The organism is Gordonia sp. NPDC003585 (assembly GCF_040610755.1).
Lineage (GTDB): Bacteria > Actinomycetota > Actinomycetes > Mycobacteriales > Mycobacteriaceae > Gordonia.
On record NZ_JBEXMX010000010.1, the window covers coordinates 56,425 to 82,954 of the forward strand.

The 26,530-nt window shown below is 65.8% G+C and carries 19 protein-coding genes; 10 read left to right on the forward strand and 9 right to left on the reverse strand.

What is annotated here, in order from left to right; all coding sequences use genetic code 11:
* Positions 1–136: 136 nt before the first annotated feature.
* On the forward strand, positions 137–418 hold the full coding sequence (locus ABZW74_RS04330) for a hypothetical protein (RefSeq protein WP_355274269.1): 282 nt from the start codon (positions 137–139) through the stop codon (positions 416–418).
* Between the two features lie 622 nt (positions 419–1,040).
* Here ABZW74_RS04330 and ABZW74_RS04335 read toward each other — a convergent pair.
* Positions 1,041–2,687: a CotH kinase family protein gene (locus tag ABZW74_RS04335; RefSeq protein WP_355274271.1), complete on the reverse strand. Its 1,647-nt coding sequence runs from the start codon at positions 2,685–2,687 to the stop codon at positions 1,041–1,043.
* A 116-nt stretch (positions 2,688–2,803) separates the two neighbouring features.
* On the opposite strand from ABZW74_RS04335, the gene ABZW74_RS04340 reads away from it, so the two are divergent.
* Positions 2,804–4,492, forward strand: a complete 1,689-nt coding sequence (locus tag ABZW74_RS04340) for a VWA domain-containing protein (RefSeq protein WP_355274274.1) — start codon at positions 2,804–2,806, stop codon at positions 4,490–4,492.
* Between the two features lie 218 nt (positions 4,493–4,710).
* On the opposite strand, the gene ABZW74_RS04345 is transcribed toward ABZW74_RS04340, so the two are convergent.
* Positions 4,711–7,989 (reverse strand): BTAD domain-containing putative transcriptional regulator, encoded by a 3,279-nt coding sequence (locus ABZW74_RS04345; protein WP_355274276.1) that lies wholly within the window; start codon positions 7,987–7,989, stop codon positions 4,711–4,713.
* A gap of 194 nt (positions 7,990–8,183) precedes the next feature.
* Positions 8,184–9,650 carry a sugar porter family MFS transporter gene (locus ABZW74_RS04350; RefSeq protein WP_355274278.1) on the reverse strand — a complete coding sequence of 489 codons (1,467 nt, stop codon included), beginning with the start codon at positions 9,648–9,650 and terminating at the stop codon, positions 8,184–8,186.
* 193 nt (positions 9,651–9,843) lie between these two features.
* On the opposite strand from ABZW74_RS04350, the gene ABZW74_RS04355 reads away from it, so the two are divergent.
* Complete coding sequence (locus tag ABZW74_RS04355; protein ID WP_355274281.1) at positions 9,844–10,860, forward strand: Gfo/Idh/MocA family oxidoreductase; 1,017 nt, start codon at positions 9,844–9,846, stop codon at positions 10,858–10,860.
* Between the two features lie 111 nt (positions 10,861–10,971).
* A complete protein-coding gene (locus ABZW74_RS04360; RefSeq protein ID WP_355274283.1) occupies positions 10,972–11,892 on the forward strand; it encodes a hypothetical protein in 921 nt (306 codons plus the stop codon).
* A gap of 74 nt (positions 11,893–11,966) precedes the next feature.
* On the opposite strand, the gene ABZW74_RS04365 is transcribed toward ABZW74_RS04360, so the two are convergent.
* The 6 genes from ABZW74_RS04365 to iolC form a co-directional block, all read right to left on the reverse strand.
* Positions 11,967–13,505: a CoA-acylating methylmalonate-semialdehyde dehydrogenase gene (locus ABZW74_RS04365; protein ID WP_355274286.1), complete on the reverse strand. Its 1,539-nt coding sequence runs from the start codon at positions 13,503–13,505 to the stop codon at positions 11,967–11,969.
* Positions 13,506–13,740: 235 nt separating this feature from the next.
* Entirely contained in the window at positions 13,741–14,832 is a 1,092-nt protein-coding gene (locus ABZW74_RS04370; protein WP_355274289.1) for a Gfo/Idh/MocA family oxidoreductase, read from the reverse strand.
* Positions 14,829–16,868 (reverse strand): 3D-(3,5/4)-trihydroxycyclohexane-1,2-dione acylhydrolase (decyclizing), encoded by a 2,040-nt coding sequence (gene iolD, locus ABZW74_RS04375; protein WP_355274291.1) that lies wholly within the window; start codon positions 16,866–16,868, stop codon positions 14,829–14,831. Before iolD ends, ABZW74_RS04370 begins: the two co-directional genes overlap by 4 nt.
* A gap of 111 nt (positions 16,869–16,979) precedes the next feature.
* Positions 16,980–17,852 (reverse strand): 5-deoxy-glucuronate isomerase, encoded by an 873-nt coding sequence (gene iolB / locus ABZW74_RS04380; protein ID WP_355274295.1) that lies wholly within the window; start codon positions 17,850–17,852, stop codon positions 16,980–16,982.
* Positions 17,853–17,861: 9 nt separating this feature from the next.
* Positions 17,862–18,776, reverse strand: a complete 915-nt coding sequence (locus tag ABZW74_RS04385; RefSeq protein WP_240856804.1) for an aldolase — start codon at positions 18,774–18,776, stop codon at positions 17,862–17,864.
* On the reverse strand, positions 18,769–19,779 hold the full coding sequence (iolC, locus tag ABZW74_RS04390; protein ID WP_355274299.1) for a 5-dehydro-2-deoxygluconokinase: 1,011 nt from the start codon (positions 19,777–19,779) through the stop codon (positions 18,769–18,771). Before iolC ends, ABZW74_RS04385 begins: the two co-directional genes overlap by 8 nt.
* 122 nt (positions 19,780–19,901) lie before the next feature.
* Between iolC and ABZW74_RS04395 the strand changes: the two genes are divergently transcribed.
* The 6 genes from ABZW74_RS04395 to ABZW74_RS04420 form a co-directional block, all read left to right on the forward strand.
* Positions 19,902–21,107 (forward strand): Gfo/Idh/MocA family oxidoreductase, encoded by a 1,206-nt coding sequence (locus ABZW74_RS04395; RefSeq protein WP_240856806.1) that lies wholly within the window; start codon positions 19,902–19,904, stop codon positions 21,105–21,107.
* A 279-nt stretch (positions 21,108–21,386) separates the two neighbouring features.
* A complete protein-coding gene (locus tag ABZW74_RS04400; protein ID WP_355274301.1) occupies positions 21,387–22,790 on the forward strand; it encodes an MFS transporter in 1,404 nt (467 codons plus the stop codon).
* A 122-nt stretch (positions 22,791–22,912) separates the two neighbouring features.
* A complete protein-coding gene (locus tag ABZW74_RS04405) occupies positions 22,913–23,935 on the forward strand; it encodes a substrate-binding domain-containing protein (protein ID WP_240856808.1) in 1,023 nt (340 codons plus the stop codon).
* Positions 23,932–24,990: an ABC transporter permease gene (locus ABZW74_RS04410; protein WP_240856809.1), complete on the forward strand. Its 1,059-nt coding sequence runs from the start codon at positions 23,932–23,934 to the stop codon at positions 24,988–24,990. Before ABZW74_RS04405 ends, ABZW74_RS04410 begins: the two co-directional genes overlap by 4 nt.
* Positions 24,991–24,997: 7 nt before the next feature.
* Positions 24,998–25,816: an ATP-binding cassette domain-containing protein gene (locus ABZW74_RS04415; protein ID WP_240856810.1), complete on the forward strand. Its 819-nt coding sequence runs from the start codon at positions 24,998–25,000 to the stop codon at positions 25,814–25,816.
* Positions 25,813–26,530: substrate-binding domain-containing protein (locus ABZW74_RS04420; RefSeq protein WP_355274306.1), on the forward strand; the 718-nt coding region annotated here is incomplete at its 3' end. The genes ABZW74_RS04415 and ABZW74_RS04420, both read left to right, overlap by 4 nt.

Below are 26,530 nucleotides of genomic sequence, written 5' to 3' on the forward strand. Positions count from 1 at the left end.
GACCTTGCGATGTCAGGGGTGGGTCCTATCGTGGCCCGTATCCATGCACCGTGTGCTCGGCCCGGCTCACGCCGTCCACGCATGATCTACGCTGGATCTACATCGCGACGCCTCACCCCGGTTAGGAGAGTTCGACATGACTGTCCTTGATGCCCCAACGCTGGCAGGCTCGCGCGACAAGGCGCAGGAACTGCTCAGCAGCTTGCCGATGGACCTCAGCAATTCAGACGTCACGCTCGATTGCGGCGATCTGATCGCTGCAACTGCGTCGTTCGCTGACGAACTTGTGCGCGAGATTCTCGTGGTCCGACATGCACGTAGCCTGCGAGCAGTGCGTCTCGGCGACGAGGATTTCAGTACCTACCTGGTGCAGCGAGCGGCCGCGCGCGAGGTCAGGGATCGGCTATCGCTTTCCTAGCCCCGCTCCTCATAGGCGCGTAGCGCGGCGCTGAACTGTGCGCTCCTCGTTATCAGAGCCGACACATTCGGCGCTGCGTGGTCTTCGTCGAGTGGATCTCGTGGTTGGCCGAACAGCAGGTAGTAAGTGCGCAAAGCATTCGAGTACGCATTTGCTCGCTCCCGCACCCATCGGTCGTCGCAGCCCTCTATTGCCCGCGCAAACGCACGGGAGGCGGCGGCCAATTCATGACCGGTTGCCGCAGTCTCATCGCCAGTGACACGGTAGTTGGCGTACGCGGCCTCCAAGCGGTCGCACGACTCCGCCGCGCGGTCCACCCGACGTTTACGTCTTTCTGCGTTGCGGTTTCGACGTCCCACCAGTTCGGCCGTCAAGTAGGCCGCGAACATCCCGACTACGGTGATCGACCCGGTTATCGCTGGGGCAATCCACACGGGTGCACACGAATTCACGTCCCCGCCTCCACTCTTGTCGCCCGTCCCGCAGGGCTTGGGCAACCAGCTTAGGTAGGAAGTACGACACCCCATGGGTGGGTGAAAGGACTCTCCACAAGGGGGACGAAGGCAGGCGACAGCGTGTCGAGATCGATCAGCGTGAGGTGGGCTCGATCAGCAGTGACGGGTCACGAGAAGAACAGCTTCGACGCGACGCTGTCCTGGTGCACGCGTCTGGCACCCTTAGGTGAGGCGTCAGCGCCGAACTTGACCTTCAATCCTGTTCGGATGCTGGATAGTTCGAAGTAGCCGCTCTGGCTGAAGGGTTCGTCGGCGTCGACGGCGGTCACGGCGAACTCTTCGGCGTGATCGGTGTTGTCGCCGGGGCTCGTGTAGAGCATCTTGTGTCCCTTGCTGGTGACGAGTCCCTTGCTGGCGTGTAAGTTTCGACCACTCGCCTTGTTGGTCAACGACTTTCCCGTGCCGAGATCGCCAGCGGTCCACAGGTCCGAATCCTGGACGTCGGCCGGACGCGGACGGTGGGTGACCTCGAAGTTGATCGACTCGGGTGGGATGGCTTCGGTGGATGCGTGCAGGCAGTCGTTGGTGGCGTCGTCGCGGATGTACACAGCGTCGGAGGCGGTGAGCCCGCCCGCGAGGTATCCGGCGGACAACGCCAGACGCAGTTGCTTGCGCACGGTGCCGAGTTCGGTTGGCAGGTTGGGGACGCCGAGTGGGGTGAGGATGCCCTGCAACTTCTCGATCATCGGGATTGACACCGACTGCTGCACATCGCGGCCGAACACCGTCTGCCGCAGGTCGCGGATCTGATCGAGGAGTTGGGCGTGGCGCGTCGGATCCTTACGCACCATGTCCGCCAGCATGCCGTCGTCGCCCATGAAGAAGTGGCGCTTGGGTTGCAGGATCTGGTCGAGGCCCCAGGGGATCAGCGTGAAGTGCACATTGTCGAGGCCGGGTGCGGCGACGGCGGCGACGTCGTTGTAGACGTAGGTGTTGTTCGTGTTGCGCGAGTAGCCATCCCAGTGTTTGAGGAAGAAGTCCATGGCGTAGAGCCGGATGAACTGGTCGAGGTCGAACACGTCCGCGGCGCCGGCGATGCCGTGGGCTTTGAGATGGTTGATCGCGAGTCGGAGGTCGGCCTTGTCGTCGAACTCCGAGAGGTCTTCGACGCCGATGAAATCGAAGCGCTTGTCGATGAAGTCGTCGGTGTGCTCGATCTCGTACAGGTTGCCGTCGCGGTGGGCGAAGTTGCGTTCGATGTAGCGCGGCATCACCGGTTCGACGCTGACGAACACGCCGGGCGCAGGAGCGGTCGGGATGCCCTGCCCGATCGGCCTGCCGTTCACCAGCACCCGCACGATGTTGCATCGGGAGTAGGGAAGGCCGGCGAGCTCGAACAGCTTGTATCCCACCACTTGCCGGGCGAATGACGGGTCCTGGATCGAGTTGTTCAGGGTCAGATATCGCGATCCGATCAGCCCGGTGATGAGTGGCTTGTTTGCCTCGTTGTCCTTGGCGAAATCGATGTGCAGACAAGGCTTGTCGCTGCGGATGGACCCGCAGAAGGACTTCTTCTTGATCCCGACGTTGGTGAAGGTGGTCTTCGGTGGGAACGACGTACCGGAGATCTCTACGGACGACGCCCGACGCCAGGTGTAGCGCGCACCTTTCGTCCAATCGAAGTTGCACCGACCGCCCTTCGGCTGCTCGTTGCGCACGAACTCCCAGTCCGCGGGCGGCATGGTGATCTTCACCGTCACGACGTTGTCGAGGGCGTAGAGCGAATCGAGCTTCTGTTGTTCTTCTGCGGACATGTACCGACTCTGCGCCCGGTGAAGCCGGGTGTCGTGAGTAGTGCACTACGCGATCTCGAGGACTCGACGCCGGCCATTCCACGCGAATCGGGTACGGCCGTTGTAGGGTCCTTCGCATGCCCGCGCGTCGACGACAAATCATTCGGAATCGTGCGCTTCCGATTCTCTGGCTGACCGTCGTTGCCGCGCTGTTGCTCGCCGGCTGCAGCGTCGACGGAACGCCGACCAAGGAGACGGACCAACAGGTCCAACCGAATCCGGTGCCGACGATGGTCGTGCTCGACGCCTCCGATTCGATGAACACCGCCGACGCCCCCGGGCCGCGGTTGGATGCGGCCAAGGCTGCGGTGACCTCGCTGGCCGGTGGATTACCAGCCGGAACACCCTTCGGGGTCGTCGCGTTCGGATCGCAGAAGGTGGCCCGCGAGACGACGCAGACCGTAGGGTGCGCCGATGTGCGGACTGTCGTACCGCTCGGACCTCTGAACACCACGGCGCTGCAAGGCGCTCTCAATGGGCTCGAGGCCAAGGGCTACACGCCGATCGCGTTGGCGCTCCAGCAGGCCGACGAGCAGCTTCCGGCGAGTGGTCCGGCGTCGATCGTCTTGGTGTCCGACGGTGAGTCGACCTGCCAGCCGCCGCCGTGCGAGACCGCCGCAGCCATTCACCAGCAGCGCCCGGACGTCACGATCAGCGCGGTCGGGTTCCGGACCGACGACCCGTCGCTCGCCTGCATCGCCGAGAAGGGCGGCGGGCTGTTCGTCACCGCCGACAACGCCGCACAGCTGTCCGCACGACTCGCTGCGGCGCAGAACGCGCAGGCAGCCACCACGCGTCTCACCCCGACCTCACGGGGTGGGATCACGATCGGGCAGTCGCTGTCCGATGTCCGAGCAGCGAATCCGAGCTTCCCGACCTCTGGCCGCACCGACGGCGACCGCACCATCTACCGCTGGATCGACTGCGACTACGCCTTCGTCGACGACGTGCTCGTGGAGATCGCGCCGGGTGATCCGCCGGGATCTGCGGGCACCACGATCGACGGGGTATCGAGCGGGACGCCGGGTTCGCGGGCCGTCGAGTTGTACGGCGAACCACTCGAAGACTCCGACAACGTGGCCGTGTTCACCGCCGACCAGGCGGCCGGTACCGCCTACCGGATCGGCTACGAGGGTGGCGACACGATCGCCGACGGCACCGTCACCACGGTGATCCTTTGCCACTGCCTGCCGTCGAAGAAATCGTCCGACGGTGGGCCGGAGGTGGTCAAGGTGATCGCCGTCGATCAGTCGGGCAACCCGATCAACGGATTCGCCGTCACCGGCAGTACGCAATCCTGGGACAGCAGCACGATTGGATACTGCTCCAACGCCATTGGTGCGATCACACTGGGCGTGTATCACTGTGGTTCCACCGCAGACTCGGCCAGCGTCTGCTGGCCGTCGCAGGGGCGGCTGCTGTGCGCGTACTCGCCTTTCAAGACGGAACTGACCGCCTACAGCTATTCGGGAACTCTCCCATCGCTCGATCAGCCGGATCCAGACGTATCGCCATGGGGATTGGAACTCGCCAACGGTGCCCGCTGCGTCAAGGTCCTCGGTGGAGCCTTCCCACAAGGACCCGTCGGTTACCTGTATTCATACTCGTGTGCATCGGGCTCGGATTACACTTTCGTTTTCGTGCCGACCGATTCGAAGCAACTCTTCGACAAGTCCGGGTCGACGTGGACGGTCACCTACGGTGAGAGCGACTCAGTGCCAACACAGGTAGCGGTGACGAAGGCGTATTACTCTGCGGCGCAGTGATTTACCTGTTGCAGTGACGCGAAGAGTCCCGGTTCCGATGGCTGAGGTGCGAGCCTGCGAGCGTCGAAGCCGCTGGCGAGATTGCGTGTCGGCTCACCAGCCCCTTCGAGGCTCCTCGCTTGCGCTCGTCGCACCTCAGGGAGCGGATGGAGGGTTGGTGTGATCTCGACACGACGCCTCGCCTGGCGGCTCGGTGTCGGCTCGATCAGCGGAGGTACTCAACGCATCTGATCGACCTCGGCGAGCCCCCGCCGGATCTTCTCTTCCACCTCGACGACCATCGCCCGATGGCGTTCGGCGGCATCGGGTTTGCCGATGAGGTCGGCGAGTTCGGCGAGCACGACGTCCATCGGACCGAAAGCCACACTGCCGGAGTTGAGTCCGGCGATGGTGCCGGTGTACTCGGAGAGCTCGGCGTAGAGTTCGCGCGCTTCGTCGACCAGGCCGAGGCGGACCAGCGCGCGGGCGTGGAAGACCTCCAGCGCCGACCAGTAATAGTCGCGCAGCGGTTGGGGTTTCAGCTCCGCGATGACGTGGGCTTCGGCGGTTCGGCCGGCGTCGATGAGTCCGACGGCGTAGACCCAGCCGATGCGGTCGGGGACGCGGGTGTACAGCTCGAGGAGGTCGTCGATGAGGTGTGCGAGGGAGCCTTGGTACCAGGCGACCAGGATTCGGCTGAGCAGCAACAGGTCTGCGCCGTTGGGAAGGCCCGCGTCGATCAGGGTTTTCGACGCCGATTGGTAGCTTCGTGTTGCCGCGTCGAGGTCGCCGCGGAGAGCATCCAGCACGGCGTTGTAGACGGACAGGACAACGACCATTTCGCCTACGCGTCCGCTGGTTGCGCTGCGCAGACCGCTGTTCATTTGCGCCACCGCACCGGGCAGATCACCCTCGGCGCTGAGTGCCTGGAACATGCCCCAGTGGGCGGTAGCGATGTAGGCAAGATCGCCGAGTTCCTTTGCTGCGCTAAGGAAATCGGCGGCGACAACCGGGAACTCCACCCGTGAGTCCGGGCCGAGGTGAGTGAACACCTGGGCGTTGAGGGCCGCGCACTCGAGTTCCAGGTCGCCGATCTGGCGCGCCAAGCTCACCGCCTCTGCCGCATAACGGACAGCGTTGTCCTGGTCGTTGCCCTCGAACTCCAAAGCAGCAGTGACCAGGAGCCTGATTCGGTCGACCCCTGTTGTGGTGGGCAGCATCTCGAGTACGGCGCTCGTCATGATCGGATCCGCGGCACCGTGGGGTCGGGTGGTCCAGATGTGTGGTGTGCGCCAGCAGGTCAGGACATCCAGAACGACCCGCGGTTCGTCCATCGCCTGCGCAAGACCCAAGGCCTCGTTACGGAGTGCGCGGGCGTCGGTGACGTGGCCCTGGTAGGCGTACGCGGTGACCAGATTGCGCATCGAGTCGATCAGGGCGATACGGTCGGCGGCGTCGGCGGTGGGATGGTCGTGCCCGGCCATTCGATGGAGTTCGACGCTGGCACGCCACAACGTCAGCGAGTCGCCCTTGAACGCCGTGGCAAAGCGCTGCTGGGCAGCAGGTTCCACCATGGTGAGGGCTTCGACTGCGGTTGTCGTCCCGGCGCCCAGCCAGGCGTGGTGGGCGAGTTCGTCGGGGTCGTGGTGCGGGCGGGATCGCAGGATCTGCATGGTCTGCCAATGAATTCGACGCCGACGTAGTGCCGGTATGGCGTCGTACGCGGCGTCGCGGACGAGGACGTGGTTGAACCGGATCCGATCGACGGTGGTGGTGAGCAGGCCTGCGACGACGGCGGAGTCGATGGCATCGAGGACCACATCTTCTGTGTCCGTGTCGGTGTCACCTGGCCAGAGTGCGACCAGGAGGTCGATGTCGGCGTACCGACCGCAGACCGCGGCCAGCCGCAGCATCGACGCGGTCTCCGGGGGTAGCCGGTCGATGCGACGCAGCAACACTTCTCGTACGCCCACCGGTACCGACATCAAGGCTTGTCGCGGTCCACGGGAAGCGACCAGTTTGGCCAGTTCCCGGACGAAGAGGGGATTGCCGTCGGTGCGGTCGCGGAGCAGGTCGAAGGTGGGTGTGTCGAGTGGCCAGAGCCCGACAGATCGCGCGATGTCTTCGATCCCGGCGTCGGACAATCCCTGCAGTGCAATCAGATCCGCGGTCACCGCCACCAGTGACGCCACGGTGGCGAGGAGCTCCGACTCGGCTTCCGACGGTCGGTATGTGGCCAGTACCAGTACTGGGCGGCGTGCCATCCAGGTCACGGCCTGCCGCAAGATCTGCAAGGTGGCGCTGTCGGCGCGGTGCACGTCGTCGAGAACGAGGAGCACGCCGCCGGCCGGCTTTTCGACGGCGGTGACCACACGTCGCGCCAACTGAAACGGGTCCTCGACGTCATGATCGGTGTCGAGACCCTCGAGGACCTCGCGCCATGCCCACGCCGCCGGCGCGCCGTCGACCTCGGGGCAGTGCCCGACAGCGGTGGACCACCCCTGGCCGCGAAGACTGTCGGCGAAAGTCTGTGCGAGAGTGGACTTGCCGCCACCGGCCTCGGCGGTGACCCAGACGACACGTAGGCCGGTCTCGGTCGCGGTGCGCGCGTGCTCGGCAAGTTTCTCGAGTTCGGTTTCTCGCCCGGCAGGTTGCAGAGGGGAAGGCTCTGGGGGTTCGGTTTCGGGTGGTGACACTTCAAGCGGAACCGGGGTGCGCGTCACGACTGACGCGCGCAACGCCGGGTCGTGTCGCAAGATCGCTTGTTCGAGTTGACCGATGGCCGGTCCGGGATCGACGCCGAGTTCGTCGGCGAGATAGGTGCGTACGGCGCGCAGCGTGTCCATGGCGTCGGCCTGACGGCCGAGTTGGTATTGAGCGTGTGCGAGGAGCCGGAACAGTTCTTCGCGCGTCGGATGGTCGGCGCACAGAGTGGGGAGCGTGGCGACCACTTCGTCGGGCCGGCCCAGGTCGAGGGCCGCGGAAGCTCGTTGTTCGAGTGCGGTCATGCGCAGTTCGGTGAGGCGGGTGACCTCGGGGACCGCCCACGCCTGTGTTGCGTACGGGCCGTACGGTTCGCCGGTCCAAAGGTCGAGCGCTTGGGTCAGCCGTCGGTGGCGATCGGCCGCGGTGCTTCCGGACTCGGTGACCAGATCGTCGAACTCCCAGACATCGACGGCCTCGCGTGGCAGCCGCAGCGCGTAGCCGGGCGGTTCGCTGACCAGCAAGCGAGCGGGTGCGCGAGGTGGGCGGTCGGGTTCGAGGAGTCGACGCAGGTTGGAGATGTGGGCTTGCAGACTGGCCAGTGCCTTCGGTGGCGGTTCACCGTTCCAGAGGTCGTCGATCAGCCGGTCCGTCGACACCACGTGGCCACCCGCGGCGATCAGTCGCGCGAGCACGGCCCGTTGGCCGCGGGCGCCGAGCTCGGCGGGTTGCGAATCCATGTCCAAGCGCAGGGCACCCAGCATCGACAGACGCACCTGCCGTGGGTGCGCATGATCGGCGATGCGCTCCGACATCGTCTCCTGCTCTCGTGCTCTGACCTGCCTCGGAGAGCCTAGTCGAGGCGTCCGTCCAGCGGTGGTCGAACAGGGGAGAGGGTCGACTCGCGCGGGTGTCGGCGCGGGCAGATTTCGGCGCAATCGTCGCAGACGGGAAAGTACACCAACGTGACGTTGGTGTACTTTCTACCGCGCAAAGTTCGCTTGCGACGTCAGGAGTGGATCTTCCCCCGTAGGTGATGGGTGTAGATCGCACCGGTGGTGACGTCCTCTTCGACCTCTTCCAGTGTCCGGCCACGGGTTTCGGGGGCCTGGGTGTAGACGAAGGCGAGGGCGAACAGCCCGATGATGCCGAACATGAAGAACGTTCCGGTGATGCCGATGGCCTCGACGATGGTCGGGAAGAACAGGCCGAGGAAGGCGTTGGTCATCCAGAGGCAGAACACCGAGATGCCGATCGCGAGTCCGCGGATCTGCAGCGGGAAGATCTCCGACAGCAGCACCCAGGTGGCGACGTTGAGGAAGGTCTGCATCGAGCCGACGAAGCCGACGATCAGGACCAGCAGAACGTACGGCCGGATCGAATTGCCTTCGGGGATCGCGAGGGAAGCGATACCGATGAGGAAGTGGAACGTGGTGGTGGAGGCGTAGCCGACGATCAGCGTGGTGCGTCGGTTGATGCGATTCATGAGCCACAGTGCGGTTGCCGAGCCGACGACCGCGATGATGCCGGGTGCGATGTTGGCGATCAACGCCGCGTTGGATGTGAAACCGGCATCCTTGAGCACCGATTGGCCGTAGTACATGATCGCGTTGATGCCGGTCAGCTGTTGGGCGACACCAAGTCCGATGCCCACCAACACGATTCGTCGAACCCATCGGCTGTCGCGGATCGCGCTCCAGGTGCCGTGGACCTGCTTCTCCTCGAGTTCCTTGACCTCGGCGATCATGTCGACCTCGGCGCGGGCGCGCTGCTGGCTGCGGATGGTGGAGAGCACCTCGTAGGCTTCGTCGCGTCGGCCCTGCGAGATCAGCCAACGCGGTGACTCCGGCACGCGAATCATGCCGACCATCAAGCAGATTGCGGGCAACGCGGCGATCGCGAGCATGTAGCGCCACACGCCCTCGTGCTCACCCCAGACGTTGCCGATGATGGCGTTGATGACGAAGGCGGCCAGCTGTCCGACGACGATCATCAACTCGTTGCGGCCGGCCAGCGAACCGCGGATCTCGTAGGGGGCAACCTCGGCCAGATAGACCGGGACGACGGTCGACGCGCCGCCGACCGCGAGGCCCAGAATGATGCGGCCGATCACCATGACGCCGAAGCCGGGCGAGAAGACGCAGGTGATGGTGCCGAGGAGGAACAGGACGGCCAGGCCGACGATGGTCTGGCGTCGGCCCAGCTTGTCGGCGACGCGTCCGCCGATCATCGCGCCGAATGCCGCGGCAAAAAGCAAGGAGCTGGTGACCACGCCTTCGGTGAAGGCCGTGAGTCCCAGCTCCTCTTTCATCGGCTCGAGTGCGCCGTTGATGACGCCCGTGTCGTAGCCGAACAGCAGACCGCCCAGTGTCGCGATGAGCGCGACGGAATGCAGGCGCCGCCGGAAGGGCCCGTGGCCCAGCGGCGGCAGCTTGGAATGGTCGGTGATAGTTCGGGGACTCTCGGCAGTGGTCATCGGAAAACTCCTTGTGCGTTACTTCGACGCGCTGTGGTGATCGCCGTCACAGGTCAGCATAGCGCATGACGGCTATATGTCCTAACAAACTGTCAAATTAGTTTGTGATGCTCGTCGCTAGGAGGTGAACCGTTGATCTGCCGACGTGGCACGCCTAGGATCGACCACACATGTCAGGACAAAGGAGTTGACGATGCGTCTTGGGCTGGTCGGATACGGTGCCGGTGGACGGCTTTTTCACGCTCCCTACATCGCGGCGGTCGAAGAGATCGATCTCGTCGGGGTAGTGACGCGCAACCCCGATCGTAGGCGTGAGGTGGCCTCCGACCTGCCCGGTGTCGCCGTGTACGACACCCTCGGCGACCTCCTCGACGCGGGCGTAGACGCGGTCACCATCACCACGCCGCCGGACACCCGACACGACCTCGTCCTGGAGGCCATCGGTCGCGGCGTCCACGTCGTCGCCGACAAGCCGTTCGCGCCCGACGCGGCGGGTGGTCGGGAACTGGCCGACGCCGCGCAGCGTGCCGGCGTCCTGCTCAGTGTCTTCCACAACCGTCGCTTCGACGCCGACCTCACCACCATCGCCGACGTGCTGCCCAAGCTCGGACAGGTGTGGCGATGCGAGTCGCGTTTCGACCTGGACGAGCCTGGCAGCCTCGACGCAGGTCCCTCGGGCGGGTTGCTCCGCGACCTCGGCGCGCACCTCGTCGACCAGATGCTGGTGCTGTTCGGGCCGGCCGAGTCGGTGTCTGCGCATCTCGACGTCGTCGATCAGCGCGAGGGTCGCACGGATTGTGGCTTCGCTGTGTCGATGACCCACCGGTCTGGCGTCTACTCGACGGTGAGCGCGAGCAAGATCAACCACATCGCGGCACGGCAGTGGCGCATCTACGGGTCGCTGGGCACGTACGCCAGTGACGGCACTGACGCGCAAGTGGATCAGATCAAGTCGGGTAAGCGCCCGGCGGATGACCTCTCCGCGTGGGGGTTCGAAGACCCGACTCGGCTTGGCGCGGTCTACACCGCCGCCGGCGCCGAGGTGATTCCGTCGGCCCAGGGGCGCTACGACGAGTACTATCGCCGCTTCGCCGCCGCCGTCGACCATGCTGCGCCACAGCCGGTTCCGGCGTCGGAGGGTATTGCCGTGCTGGAGGTACTCGACGCCGCGCGTCGGAGCGCCGTCGAGGGGATCACGGTTCGGCTCTGAGGTCCACACACAGAACTACCATCTACACAGGAGATCCCGTGTGTAGATGGTAGTTCTGTGTGTGCGGAAACGCGATGGAACCGGATTCGGGTCGCCTGCGTCCAACCTGGTATGCAGACATTTCCCACTGACGCCAACGGCATCATCTTCCGCCAGACTGCCATCGACCGCGGGTTCACCGACAATCAGCTCGCGAGGGCGGTCGAGAACAAACAGATCGAGCGCATCTGGCCCGGTGCGTTCCTGCCGAAACAGACGCTCACGCGCGAAGAACGACACAAACGAACGGCGATCGCCGCGGGAACGCCCAGCGGTGGATCGACAGCGCTGGCCGACGAATCGGCCGCAGTCCTGCATGGACTGTCGCTACTCAATGCGCGGTGGAACAAGGTGCATGTGGCCAGCGGGCTGAAGTCCGGTGGCCGTATCGACAAACGCAAGCACATCCACTCCGGACCGCTCGACGCCGCCGACGTGGTGACCGTGGAAGGCGTGAAGGTGACTTCCCTCGAGCAGACGGCGGTCAGCATCGCGTGCTCGCGAGGCTTCTATGAGGCCTTGGCGGTGTTCGACTCGGCTTTGCGGCTCGGGGCCGATCGCGACGTGATGGCCGGCAAGCTCGAGAGTTACCGGCCGGGCGTACTCATCGGACGACGCGGTCTCCACTACGCAAATGGGAAATCGGAGAATGCGGGCGAGTCATGGGGCCGCGGCCAGATCATCGACGACGGTCTGCCGATTCCTGACCTGCAACAGGAATTCCACGACAGGGAGGGCGAGTTCATCGGTCGATGCGACTACGCATGGTCGGGCAAGTTGGTCGCGGAGTTCGACGGCATGCGCAAGTATCAGGGTGATCTCCGAAAAGGGGAATCGCCTTTCGATGCGATGAAGCGGGAGAAGATTCGCGAAGACGCGCTGCGCCGGATAGGCGTGATGGTGATCCGCTGGATCTGGGCAGACCTGAAGGACTTCAAGGTGGCGGCGATGGTCCGGGAATGGCTGGACCAGTTCGGTTTGCTGGCCGCCTGACGGTCAGAGGGCACACCGAAAACTCCCATCTACACAAGGGATCTCGTGTGTAGATGGGAGTTCTGTGTGTGTCCTCAGGCGTTCTGCGGGAAGCCCAGGTTCAGGCCGCCGTGGCTCGGGTCGAGCCAGCGGGTGGTGATGGCCTTGGTGCGGGTGAAGAAGTGCACACCCTCGGTGCCGTGGGCGTGGGTGTCGCCGAACAGCGACGCCTTCCAGCCACCAAAGCTGAAGTAGGCCATGGGAACCGGGATCGGCACGTTGATGCCGATCATACCCACCTCGACCTCGTTCTGGAACCGACGTGCGGCGCCACCGTCGTTGGTGAAGATCGCGGTGCCGTTGCCGTACTGGTTGGCGTTGATGAGGTCGATGGCCTCGTCGTAGGAGTCGACGCGCACGACGGAGAGCACCGGGCCGAAGATCTCGTCGGTGTAGACGCTCATGTCGGTGGTGACGTTGTCGATCAGCGTCGGGCCGAGCCAGAAACCTTCTGTGTAATCCCCCGTCGCTTCGCTCGCCCCTGACCCGCCATCCACCTCCACGGTACGGCCGTCGAGAACCAGTGTGGCACCGTCGGCTTCGCCGGCGTCGACGTACGAAGCAACCTTGTCGCGATGCACCCTGGTAACCAGCGGACCCATGTCGGAATCCTTGGTGCCGTCGCCAGTCTTGATGGTCCTGGCGCGCTCGGCGATCTTGGCGACGAGGTCGTCGGCGATGTCGCCGACGGCGACGCACGCCGAGATGGCCATGCAACGCTCACCGGCAGAACCGAATCCGGCGTTGACCATAGCGTCGGCAGCAAGGTCGAGGTCGGCGTCGGGCAGCACGATGGCGTGGTTCTTGGCGCCGCCCAGCGCCTGCACGCGCTTACCTGCGGCGGTGCCGGTGGCGTACACGTACTGCGCGATCGGAGTGGAGCCGACAAAGCTGATGGCCTTGATCGACGGGTTGGTCAGCAGCTCGTCGACGGCGAGTTTGTCGCCCTGCAGAACGTTGAACACGCCGTCGGGCAGGCCCGCTTCCTTCCACAGCGCTGCCAGCCACAGCGATGCCGACGGGTCCTTCTCGGACGGCTTGAGGACGACGGTGTTGCCGGCGGCAATCGCGATGGGGAAGAACCACATCGGGACCATGGCCGGGAAGTTGAACGGCGAGATGATGCCGACCGGGCCGAGCGGCTGGTACACGGAATGGACGTCGACCTTGGTCGAGGCGTTCTCGGTGTACCCACCCTTGAGCAGATGCGGGATACCGCAGGCGAATTCGACGACCTCCTGGCCGCGCGACACCTCACCGAGGGCGTCGGAGACGACCTTGCCGTGCTCGGAGGTGATGATCTCCGCGAGTTCGCCCTTGCGCTCGTTGAGCAGCTCGCGGAATTTGAACAGGATCGAGGTGCGTTTGGCGAGGCTGGTGTCGCGCCAGGCCGGGAAGGCGGCGGCTGCGGCGTCGATGACGGCGCGCGCGTCCTCGAGGTTGGCCAGCGCGACATCCTTGGTGATCTCGCCGGTGGCCGGGTTGGTCACCGGGGCGGTGTTGGTCGACGTTCCGGGGAACGCCTTGTTGTTCACCCAGTGTGAGACGGTGCGGGTGATGGCGGGTGCAGACATGGGGGTACTCCTGTGTGGGTTCTTTCGCTCCCTGAGGTGCGAGCTTGCGATCTGTTTTCGCTCCCTGAGGTGCGAGCTTGCGATCTGTTTTCGCTCCCTGAGGTGCGAGCTTGCGAGCCTCGAAGGGTGGTGGTGCGAGCGCCCTTCGAGGCTCGTCGCTAGCGCTCCTCGCACCTCAGGGAGCGGGGTGGTTGCGTTTGGTGGGTAATACAGGGGGTGGGTTGAGTTGGGTTGTTCAGCTGAGCGACGCGCGGTCGACCATCTCGACCTTCTGCGGCTCACCGGTTTCCAGGGACTTGACGCCGGCCGCGCACACGGCGGCGGCGGCGTAGCCGTCCCAGGCGCCCGGGCCGTCGACGTTGGTGCCGGCGTGCACGGCGTTGACCCAGCGCTGGATCTCGGTGTCGTAGGCCCGGCCGAAGCGTTCGACGAAGGATGGGGTGATGTCGCCACCCCAGATGCCGGCGATCTTGCGTCCGTCGCTGCTACCATTCGGCCCGCTCGCTCCGCTCCCGGCGCCGGCATCCGATTGAACCGGGTTGCGCTGCTTACGGACAACGCCGCCCTGGTCGAGTCCGATGAAGGCCGAACCGAATTCGCCGACCACCTCGGTGCGCACCTCGTAGGCGACGCCGGTGGTGACGAAGCACTCGACGTCGATGTGGCGGCCCGAGCTGGTGGTGAAGATCGCGATCTGCGGATCCTTCAGTCCCTCGGGCGCATTCGGGTTGGCGCCGGGGGTGATGATCTGGACCGACGCGATCTCCTCGTCGAACAGGAAGCGCGTCACGTCGACCTCGTGGACGAGCGAGTCCTTGACGATCATCGCCGAGTCGAAACTCGGTGGGACGGCCGGATTGCGGTGCACGCAGTGCGCGACGAGCAGCTGCCCGAACGTGCCGTTGTCGATGAGCGTCTTGAGCTGTTCGTACTCGTCGTCGAAGCGGCGCATGAAGCCGACCTGGATCAGCTTGCGGCCCGACTCGGCCTCCCGCTTCACCACCTCGAGCGACGTGGCGACGTCGGTGGTCAGCGGCTTCTCGCACATCACCGGCTTGTTGTGTTCGATACACGCGAGCAGTTGTTTCTCGTGCGTCGGACCGGGGGTGGCGAGGATGACGGCGTCCACCTCGGGGTCGGCGATCGCGTCGAGCGGGTCGTTGATGACCCGACACCCGGGGATGGTCGCGGCGAGTTGCTCGGCCTTCTCCGGGAAGTAGTCGTTGAGGACGCTGACCCGAGCGCCCTTGGTGCGCTGAGTGATTCGGGCGACGTGGTCGGCGCCCATCATGCCGACGCCGAGGACGGCAACACGGAGTTCTGTCATGACTGTTCTCCCTGAGGGTTGGTCGGGTTGAAGTAGGGCCGCTGGACGGCCTTCCACTGGGCGTAGACGTCGTAGGCCTGCTGGGTCGAATCCAGCGTCGACACCTCGGAAACCGGTACATCCCACCAGGACTCGCTGTCCGGTGCGCCGATCATCGGGTCGGTTTCGACGTGGATGACAGTGGTGACCTCGGCGACCTTGGCCTTCTTGATCGCTTCGGTGAACTCGGCCGCGGAGGTGGCGCGGATGACGTCGGCACCGAGCGAGGCCGCGTTGGCCGCGAGGTCTACGGGGAGAGTGCCACCTTCGAGACGGCCGTTGTCGCCGCGGTACCGGTAGTTGGTGCCGAACCGCTGCGATCCAAGCGATTCCGAGAGGGAACCGATCGACGCGAACCCGTGGTTCTGCACCAGCACGACGATGACCTTGAGGTTCTCCTGCAACGCGGTGACCAGTTCGGTGGCCATCATGAGATACGACCCGTCGCCGACCATGACGAACACGTCTCGGTCCGGGCAGGCCATCTTGACGCCCAGCCCGCCGGCGACCTCGTAGCCCATGCACGAGTAGCCGTACTCGACGTGGTAGCCCTTGGAATCGCGAGTGCGCCAGAGCTTGTGGAGATCGCCAGGCATGGAGCCCGCGGCGCAGACGACGACGTCGCGCGGGTCGGAGGTCTCGTTGACCAGACCGATCACCGAACCTTGCGTGAGGGCTTCCTCGCCGGTCGCGACGTTGGTGCCGACGGCGGTGGGTGAGTAGGCCTGTTCCACGATGTCGTCCCATTCGCGGGCCAGCGTGCCGACCCGCTCGCGGTAGGCGGCGTCGACCTGGTAGTCGGCCAGCAGCTCGTCGAGCGCATCGATCGACTCTCGTGCGTCGGCGACGACGCTGTAACCACTGTGCTTGACCGAATCCAGCGACGCCACATTGATGTTCACGAACCGGACACCGTCGCCGGTGAAGGCGGTACGCGACGCGGTGGTGAAATCGCTGTAGCGGGTGCCGATACCGATCACCACATCTGCCTCGGCGGCAAGCGCATTGGCGGCGGTGGTGCCGGTCGAGCCGATCGCGCCCACCGATTGCGGGTGATCGTAGGGCAGTGATCCCTTGCCTGCCTGGCTCTGGCCCACCGGAATTCCGGTGCGCTCGCAGAACCGGGCGAGCGACTCGGTGGCGCCACTGTAGATGACACCACCACCGGCGACGATGAGTGGACGCTTGGCCGACGCGATGATCTCGGCGGCATCGGCGATCACGCGTCGTTCCGGGAGTGGACGCGATATATGCCAGGTGCGCTGCGCGAACAGCGATTCCGGCCAGTCGAACGCCTCGGCCTGCACATCCTGCGGGATGGCGACCGTCGCGGCGCCGGTCTCGGCGGGATCGGTCAGCACGCGCATTGCGCCGAGCAGTGCACCCGGCAGCTGCTCGGGCCGCCACACGCGGTCGAAGTAGCGCGACACCGGCTTGAACGCGTCGTTGACGGTGACATCACCCGACGACGGGAGTTCGAGCTCCTGCAGCACCGGCGCGGTGGCGCGGGTGGCGAAGGTGTCGGCGGGCAGCAACAGCACCGGAATACGGTTGATGGTGGCCAGCGCGGCGCCGGTGAGCATGTTGGTGGCGCCGGGTCCGACGGATGCGGTCACGGCCCAGGCCTGCAGCCGGTCCTTCATGCGGGCGTACCCAACCGCCGAGTGCACCATGGCCTGTTCGTTGCGGCCCAGCACGTACTTCAGCGATGGCTCGCGGCGGCGATTCGGCCCGCTCGCTTCGCTCCCGGCGCCGGCAGCTTCGACGTCGTCGATCTCGTTCTGCAGCAACGCCTGGCCCAGGCCGGCGACGTTGCCATGGCCGAAGATGCCGAAACAGCCGGCGAAGAATTTGGTGCGTTCGCCGTCGCGTTCGACGTACTGGTTGGCGAGGAACCGCACGGTCGCCTGGGAGACGGTCAGACGTACCGTCGACTCACCGTGTGGGGTGCGCACGCCGGTGACGCCGCCGGCGCGTCCGGAGTTGATCGGTGCCACGATTGCTTCTTTCTCGGGTGGGGTCGGTTGTCGGGTTGTGTGATCTCGACACGGTGCCTCGCTTCGCTCGGTACCGGCTCGATCAGCGTGGGCGGCTCGGTACCGGCTCGATCAACGGGCCGGGCCGTGCAAGGGGAGTCGGGGGTCGATCTCCCGGTGTTCCCAGCTGCCGCGCAGCCAGGTGTGGGCCGGGTCGTCGCAGATGCGCCAGGCGCGTTCGTCGCCCGGTCCGGCCATCACGTTCAGGTAGTACATGTGGTAGCCGGGGGCGGCGATGGACGGTCCGTGGTAGCCATGCGGGACCAGCACCACGTCGCCGCTGCGGACCTCCTCGAGGACCTCGATCGGACGCTCGGGGGTGCCGTACACGCGGTGATAGCCGAAACCGGCTGTGCCGTCGGGTCCTTCAGAGATCTCAAAGTAGTAGATCTCCTCGAGCTGCGACTCCACGTCGGAGTTCTCGTCGTGTTTGTGTGCCGGGTAGCTCGACCAGTTGCCGCCGGGGGTGATGACCTCGCAGGCGATGATCGAGTCGGCCTCGAAGGCGTCGGCAGTTCCGAAGTTGTGGACCTGGCGACTGCAGTTGCCTGCCCCGCGCAGTTCGACGGGGACGTCAGCGGCGGGAACATATCGGAACGGCAACGACTTCGACGCACGGGCACCGCAGAGAGCGAATCGTCCACCAGCACTGCTGGTGAGGGTGAACTCCGAATCGCGACCGACGTAGGCGAAGTCGCTCGGGCCGTCGAAAACGCTTGCGCGACCGGTCAGCTCGAACGTCGTGTCGCCGGATGCGACACTGGCGGAGCCACTCAGCGGCACGACGATGATCTCGTCGGGTCCGGTTGTCCGGGTGAGGGATTCGCCCGCACCGAGTTCGGCGACGAACAGCGATGATTCGCTCCATCCGGCGGATTCGGGTGTCACGTCGACGGTCAGCGGCGCGGTCGCCGAGCCCGCCGGGATGTACCACTTGCTGTTCATGGCCCTCTCTCAGCTCACCAGGTTCACGGCGGTGTCGACCGCGGTCGACACGTCGTCGTCGGACGGGTACAGGAGTGTGCGGCCGACGATGAGACCGCGCACCGACGGAATGGACAGGGCGCGTTCCCAACTCGCGAAGGTCTCGTCGGGCGCGGTTTGCGGGTCGCCGCCGAGCAGCAGGGTCGGCATGGTGGTGGCGTCCATGACGCGCTCCATCTCGTCGACCACCGGAAGCTTGAGCCAGGTGTAGGCGGAGGTGGAGCCGAGTCCCTGCACGATGTGCATCGACTTGATCACGGCGTCGGCCGAGAGGTCGTTGCGGACCTTGCCGTCGAGCCGGCTGGACATGAACGGCTCGAGCATGGCGATCGATCCGCCCGCGGCGAGTTCGTCGACCGCAGCGGCACACGCGGTCATCATGTTCAGGGTGCCCGGATCGTCGAGGTCGACGCGACACAGCATCTTGGCGCCGTTGAGACCGGCGTCGATGGTCCAGCGTGCGGTCGCGGCGGTCATGCGGTCGTCGAGTTCGAAGGACGCGCCGGCCAGGCCACCGCGATTCATCGACGAGAAGACCACCTTGTTCTCCAGGGCGCCCAGCAGCAGCAGGTCGTCGAGGATATCGGAGGTGGCGAGCACGCCGTCGACGCCGGGGTTGGCCAGCGCGGTGCGCAGTCGATCGAGGAGGTCGGTGCGGCTGTTCATCGCGGTCGGCCGGTTGCCGACGGCGAGCGCGCCGCGGGCGGGGTGGTCGGCGGCGACGATCATGAGCCGCTCGTCGCCGATCACGGTCGGGCGCGGCCGGCGTCGGGCCCAGGCCTGGCCGATCGCGGCCGGATTCTGCGTGCGGACCGCGGTGACCTCGGCGTATGTGGAGCACATGGGGGTTGTCATTGGAGGGCTGGTGATGGTGATGTCAGACATGGGCGCTCTCTTGGGTGCGGGAGGTGGGCTCGGCTGAATCGGCCAGATCGGCGACTTCGACGGCGGTGGGCATCGCGGTGGAGCATTCGAGGCGGCCGGCGACGATCGCACCGGCGGCGTTGGCGTGACGGAGGATCTTCTCCAGCGGCCAGCCCGCGAGCAGTCCGTGGCAGAGACTTCCGCCGAAGCTGTCGCCTGCGCCGAGGCCGTTGACGACGTCGACCGGGATCGGCGGAACCTCGACCGACTCGTGACGGGTCTTGCCGAGAACTCCCTTCGGGCCCTGCTTGACGATGGCCAGCTCGACGCCGAGGTCGAGCAGGGCGTCGGCCGCGCGCTGCGGATCGGTCTCGCCGACCGCGACCTCGCACTCCTCGCGATTGCCGACGGCAACGGTGACGTGCTGCAGTGCGCGTCGAACCTGGGTGGTCGCCTCTGCGGGCGACTGCCAGAACATCGGGCGATAGTCGAGGTCGAGGACGGTCAGTGACTGGCGCCCGCGGGCTTCCCAGGCGGCGAAATGCGCTGCGCGGGAGGGTTCTTCGGAGAGGCCGGTCACCGTCGACCAGTAGAGGCGGGCGTCGTGCACCGCGGCGGTGTCGATCTCGTCGGCGCGGACCTGCAGGTCGGGGGCCGTCGGCTTGCGGTAGAAGTACAGCGGGAAGTCGTCGGGCGGGAAGATCTCGCAGAAGGTGACGGGTGTGGCGTACTCGTCGTCGACCCGCACGTACCGGTTGTCGACGCCGAGCCGGGCCAGTTCGGCGCGCACGAAGCGACCGAACGCGTCGTCACCCGCGCCGGAGATCAGCGCGCTGCGACGTCCGAGCCGGGCTGCGGCGACGGCGACGTTCGCCGCGCTGCCGCCGAGGAACTTGCCGAAGCTCTCGACTTCTTCGAGGCCGACGCCGACCTGGTGCGGGTAGATGTCGACGCCACTCCGGCCGATGGCCAGCACGTCGAAGATCGGGGTGGGGGCTGGTTGCTGGGTGGTGGAACCGCTCATGGCATCTACTGTGCGTCACACCACACCGCAAAGTCAAGACTTTGTTAGGACATTATTACCTGGCATGATGGACGTGTCTCCGGTCACACGACCACGAACCCATAGGGAGAGGAGCGACGCGCATGTCCATCGACACCGCCGTCGACATCGCAACGCCGACATCGGACACACACCTGACCATCCCCGTCGCCATCGTCGGTTTCGGCTGGATGGGCCGCGTGCACGCGCAGGCCTATGCACGCGTACGACACCACTATCCGACGCTGCGGCCGCTGCCGAAACTGTCCGTCATCGCCGACGAACTCGGTGATCGTGCTCAAGCCGCCGCCGAGCAGTTCGACGTCGCATCGGTCGTCACCGACTGGCGAGACGTGATCGCCGACAACACCATTCGGGCCGTCAGCGTGACCGCACCGAACTTCCTGCATCGCGAGATCGGCGTCGCTGTTGCGAATGCGGGTAAGCATCTGTGGATCGAGAAGCCGGTCGGGCTGTCGGCGGCGGATGCCCGCGCAGTGGCTGACGCTGCGTCGGACGCCGGTGTGGTGACGGCTGTCGGCTTCAACTACCGCAACGTGCCGGCGGTCGAAGCTGCGCGCGAGATGATCGCGGCCGGGGAGATCGGCGAGATCACCCACGCCCGATTCCGCCTGTTCAGCGACTACGCCGCCCACCCGGACGGTGCGCTGACCTGGCGCTATTCGCGTGACCGCGGCGGCAACGGGGTGCTCGGCGATCTCGCGTCGCACGGCGCCGATCTCGTCTGGTACCTGCTCGGCGACATCGACTCGCTGATCGCGGACACCGCCACGTTCATCACGGAACGGTCGAAGCCGACGGGCGCGACCGCAGGCCACCAGCTCGCGGTCGGCGGTGAGCGCGGACCGGTCGAGAACGAGGATTACGTGAGCGCGCAGCTGCGCTTGGCGTCGGGCGCACGGTGTGTGCTCGAGGCCAGCCGGGTGTCGGTGGGCGAACAGAACTCCTACGGCTTCGAGATCCACGGGACCAAGGGAATCGTGCGCTGGGATTACCGCCGCATGGGCGAACTCGAGGTCGGCACCGGGGGCGCCTACCAGGACCAATCGGTCGCCACCCGCTACGTCGGGCCTGGTGCCGGCGACTACGCCGCCTTCCAGCCGGGGGCCGCAAATCCCATGGGCTACGACGACCTCAAGGTCATCGAGGCTGCCCGCTTCTGCGCGTCGATCGCGGGGCCGGAGCGCCTCGGGGCGAACATTCTTGACGCCGTTCGCAGCGCCGAAGTGCTCGACGCGATGTCGGAGTCGGTGCGCTCGGGAACGTGGGTGTCGCCGGTGCGCGTCTGATCCTTGGTGACCGTGCGTCCCAAATCGCTGACCGCGCGTCGTGGACCGTTGACCGTGCGTCTCGAAGGGTGCCCTTCCGCCGGCTGAGGCGCGAGCCTGCGAGCCTCGAAGCCCCTGGCGAGACGACAACGTTGGCTCGCGAGGTTTCGATACGCGCCGGGCTCGCAGGCTCGCGCGACGCTACTCAACCAGCAGGTGGTATCCGCAGTTCAGGGATGTGGCCAACAGATCGGGACGCACGGTCAACGGCTTGGGACGCACGGTCAACGAGGAGGTGGCATGGACAGAACGGCCGAACGCACGACGTTTCCGCGTGCGCTGGCGCTGCTCGGGGCGTCGGCGATGTTCATGGAGATCCTCGATGCGACGATCGTCGTCACCGCACTCCCGGCGATTGCGTCGGACTTCGGGGTGTCGGCGCTCGACGCGACCGGGGTGGTCACGTCGTACCTGATGACGCTGGCCGTGGTGATCCCGGTCAGCGGGTGGGCGGCGCAGCGGTGGGGTGTGCGGCCGGTGTTCCTCACCGCGATGGCCGTGTTCACGCTCGCCTCGCTGGGCTGTGCGCTGGCCGGGGGCCTGGGCTGGCTGATCGCTGCGCGGGTGATCCAGGCCGCGGGTGGGGCGATGATGGTGCCGGTCGGTCGGCTGGCGGTGCTGCGGTCCGTCGACCGATCGGACCTGGTCCGTGCGATCGCCTATCTCACCTGGCCGGCGCTGGTTGCGCCCGTCGTCGCACCGGTGCTGGGCGGGCTCATCGTCACCCATTGGAGCTGGCGCGTCATCTTCTACATCAATGTGCCGCTCGGGGTCGTCGGGCTGGTTGCCGCGGCCATCATCTGCCGACCGGACAAGACTTCCGTTCAGCCACGTCGGCTCGACGTGCCCGGTCTCGTGGGCTCGGCGATCGCCATCGCGGCGATCATGGTGGTCGCGCACGAACTGACCGGGTCGCCGCCGCGGTGGGTCGTGGTGGGAGTCGGGGCCGCGATCGCGATACTCGCCGGCGCATGGACCATTCGCCACCTGCGTCGCGCCACCGATCCGTTGCTCGATCTCTCTGCACTGCAGCATCATTCGTTCGCGTCGGTGATGTCCTACGGGTCTCTCTACCGCGCCGTCATCACCGCCGTGCCCTTCCTGGTGCCGATCATGTTCCAGGTGCGATTCGGCTGGTCGCCGACCGCCGCGGGGGCGATGGTTACGGCACTGTTCGTCGGAAATCTCGCGATCAAACCGTTCACCACGACGCTGATGCGCGTCCTCGGCATCAAACGCGTCCTCGTGTACGACACCGCAATCTCGGTCGCCGGATTCGTCGCGCTGGCCTTCGTCGGTCCAGCGATCGCGACCGGGATCATCGCGGCACTGCTGGTGGTCTCCGGCGCGCTGCGTTCCATCGGCTTCTCCGCGTACAACACCCTCGCGTTCACCGACGTCGGACCCGACGAACTGCCACACGCCAACGCGCTTCATGCTGCGGCTCAGGAACTGTCGGCAGCGCTCGGAGTCGCGGCTGCGGCGGTTGCCGTGGCGGTGGGCGCCTCCCTGGGGGCCGATGCGCTGCCGGCAGGTCCGTACGGATTCGCGTTCCTGCTGCTCGCGGTGCTCACGATCGTGATGGTCGTGGGTGCGCTGAGGCTCCCCAGGGACGCCGGTGACGTGTCGGTTGGGCGACACTGACCAACCAATTCATCTGAATGTCTGGACAAAGTCTTGACACGCACCGTGTGACGGGTATTACATCTTCTCAGTGGGAGTGACACCCTCGACACTCCTCGTACGGATCGAAGGGATCGACAACGATGTTCTCCACAGAGCGCCCACGGCGCCGTCGCACCGGCCGGTCGGTCGGCCTGGTCGCGATTCTCGCCTCGGCCGTGGTGGCCGCGGCCGCGTGTTCTTCCACCGGCGGCAAGCCCGACGACTCCGCGAACGGCGCCGGCGTCGGCAACGCCGGTACCGAAGAGCTGACCATTGCGATGATCACGCACGAGGTTCCCGGCGACTCGTTCTGGGACCTCATCCGCAAGGGCGCGGAGATGGCCGCCAAGAAGGACAACGTCAAGCTCCAGTACTCCTCGGACCCAGAGGCACCCAACCAGGCCAACCTCGTCCAGACGGCCATCGACAGCAAGGTCGACGGTATCGCGGTGACACTGGCCAAGCCCGACGCCATGGCCCCGGCGGTGCGCAACGCCATCGCCGCCGGAATCCCGGTGGTGGCCTTCAACTCCGGCTTCAACGACTGGCAGCAACTGGGCGTGCAGCAGTACTTCGGCCAGGACGAGACGATCGCGGGCCGCGCCGTCGGCGAGCGTCTCACCAAGGAGGGCCGCAAGAATGTGCTCTGCGTGATCCAGGAGCAGGGCCAGGTCGCTCTCGAATCCCGTTGCGCCGGCGTCAAACAGGGCTTCACCGGCGGTTCGTTCCAGATCTTGTATGTCAACAGCAAGGACATGCCGTCGGTCGAGGCGACCATGACCGCCAAGCTGCAACAGGATTCGGCCATCGACACCGTGGTCACCCTCGGTGCCCCGATCGCGCAGACGGCGGTCCAGTCCAAGGGCAATGCAGGTTCTGACGCCGAGGTCGTCACCTTCGACACCAACGCGGCCCTCGTGCCGCTGATCGAAGGCGGTCAGGTCAAGTGGGCCGTCGATCAGCAGCCGTATCTGCAGGGCTACTTGGCGATCGACTCGCTGTGGCTCTACCTCACCAACGGAAACACCATCGGCGGCGGTCAGGCAGTCCTCACCGGACCGGCATTCATCGACTCCACCAACATCGGCAAGGTCGCTGACTATGCGAAGGCAGGCACACGATGAGTACCCAAGCAGATCTTGATCTGAGTACGCACAAACCGGTCACCGACGAACGGGTCAAGCGGCAGAAGCCGGTTCAGCGCCTGCTCGTGCGGCCGGAGGTCGGCGCCCTGTTCGGCGCGATCGCCATCTTCATCTTCTTCTGCATCGTGGCGCCCACCTTCCGGACGCCCGAGGCACTCGCGACCATCCTCTACGCGAGTTCGACGATCGGCATCATGGCCTGCGGCGTCGCGGTGCTGATGATCGGCGGCGAGTTCGACCTGTCGACCGGTGTCGCAGTGACTTTCGCATCGTTGGCGGCGTCGATGCTCGCCTACAATCTGCACCTCAACGTGTGGATGGGTGCGTTGCTCGCGCTGGGATGCTCGCTCGCCGTGGGCTTCTTCAACGGCTATCTGGTGATGAAGACGAAGATACCGTCGTTCCTCATCACGTTGTCCACGTTCCTGATGCTGACCGGTATCAACCTCGCGGTCACCAAGATGGTCACCGGTCAGGTTGCGACACCGTCGATCTCGGACATGCAGGGCTACGACTCGGCGCAGAAGGTCTTCGCGTCGTCCTTCGAACTGTTCGGTGTCTCGGTGCGGATCACCGTGGTGTGGTGGATCGTCTTCACCCTTGTCGCCACCTGGGTGCTGATGCGGACTCGCGTCGGCAACTGGATCTTCGCGGTCGGCGGTAACCAGGATTCGGCTCGGGCCGTGGGTGTTCCGGTCACCGCGGTCAAGATCGGCATGTTCATGTTCGTCGGGTTCTGCGCCTGGTTCGTCGGTATGCACCTGCTGTTCGCCTTCGACACCGTGCAGTCCGGCCAGGGCGTCGGCAACGAGTTCTTCTACATCATCGCGGCTGTCGTCGGCGGCTGTCTGCTCACCGGCGGCTACGGCACGGCAGTGGGTGCCGCCATCGGTGCCTTCATCTACGGCATGGTCAATCAGGGCATCGTCTACGCCGGCTGGAACCCCGACTGGTTCAAGTTCTTCATGGGTGTGATGCTGCTGTTCGCGGTCATCGCCAACAACACCTTCCGTAACTACGCCGCAAAGAGGTGACCGGACAATGAGTTCAGCAGTGGAAACCCGACCCGAATCCGAATCCAGCGACGGCAAGGTGCCGTTGATCGAGCTGCGTAACGTCGGCAAGTCCTACGGCGCGATCATCGCGCTCAAGGACATCAGCCTGCGTGTCAACGCCGGTGAGGTCACCTGCGTCCTCGGCGACAACGGCGCCGGCAAGTCGACGCTCATCAAGATCATGGCCGGCCTGCACCAGCAGACCGACGGTGAACTCCTCGTCGACGGTGAGGAGACGCGGTTCGACTCGCCCAAGCACGCCCTGAACAGTGGAATCGCCACCGTGTACCAGGATCTCGCCGTCGTCGGCCTGATGCCGGTGTGGCGCAACTTCTTTCTCGGCCAGGAGATCCGCAAGGGTCCGTTCCGGATGCTCGACATCCAGGCCATGCGCGCCACCACCAAGGAAGAGCTGTTCAAGATGGGCATCGACCTGCCCGACGTCGACGCCCCGATCGGCTCCCTGTCGGGCGGCCAGCGTCAGTGTGTGGCGATCTCGCGCGCCATCTATTTCGGTGCGCGCGTGCTGATCCTCGACGAGCCCACCGCCGCTCTCGGCGTCAAGCAGTCGGGCACCGTGCTGCGCTACATCTCGGCCGCCCGTGACCAGGGCTTCGGCGTCGTGTTCATCACGCACAACCCGCATCACGCGCACATGGTCGGCGATCACTTCGTGTTGCTCAACCGTGGTCGCCAGAAGCTGGACTGCACCTACGACGAGATCACTCTCGAGGAGCTCACCCAGCAGATGGCCGGCGGCGACGAACTCGACACTCTCAGCCACGAATTGCGGCGCACCGAGTGACGAACGTCGGCGTGGTCCTCAGCGCGCGAAGCCCGTTCGAATGGGACCTCGTCGACGACCTGTACGAGGCCGCGGACGGTGCCGGCTACCGGCTCGTCCTCGGTCTCTACGGACCACGCCGCAGCCGGCATCGGGTGACGGCCGAACTCGCCGAAAGCTGTTCGGCCGTCATCGTTGTCGGGCCTGATCGGGCCGACCGGCTCGACGCGGTGTCGGGTCCGTTGGTGATCATCGGGGAACGCATCCCCGACCTCGACGCGGTGACCGTCGGCACCGACGAGTGGCTCGGCGGCGAACTGGCCACCCAGCACCTCATCGACCTCGGGCACACCACCATCGCGCATCTAGATGGCGGCGAGAACTCCGGTGCAGCCGAACGACTTCGCGGCTACCACGACGCGATGGCCGCCGCCGGATTACGCGAGCATGTCCGCGTCTTCGACGGCGACTACAGCGAACGCTCGGGGGCTCGTGTGGCCGACGAGATCATCGACGGCGACGACGCGCCGACGGCGGTGTTCGCCGCCAACGACCGGTCCGCCATCGGCCTGGTCACCGAGCTCCGACGCCGCGGAGTGCGTGTGCCCGAGGATATCTCGGTCGTCGGATACGACGACAGCGAACCCGCCGCGCTCGCGCACATCGCGCTCACCTCGGTCCGTCAGGACACTGCGGGGTTGGCCTCCGCGGCGATGTCGGCGGTGGGCTCGTTGG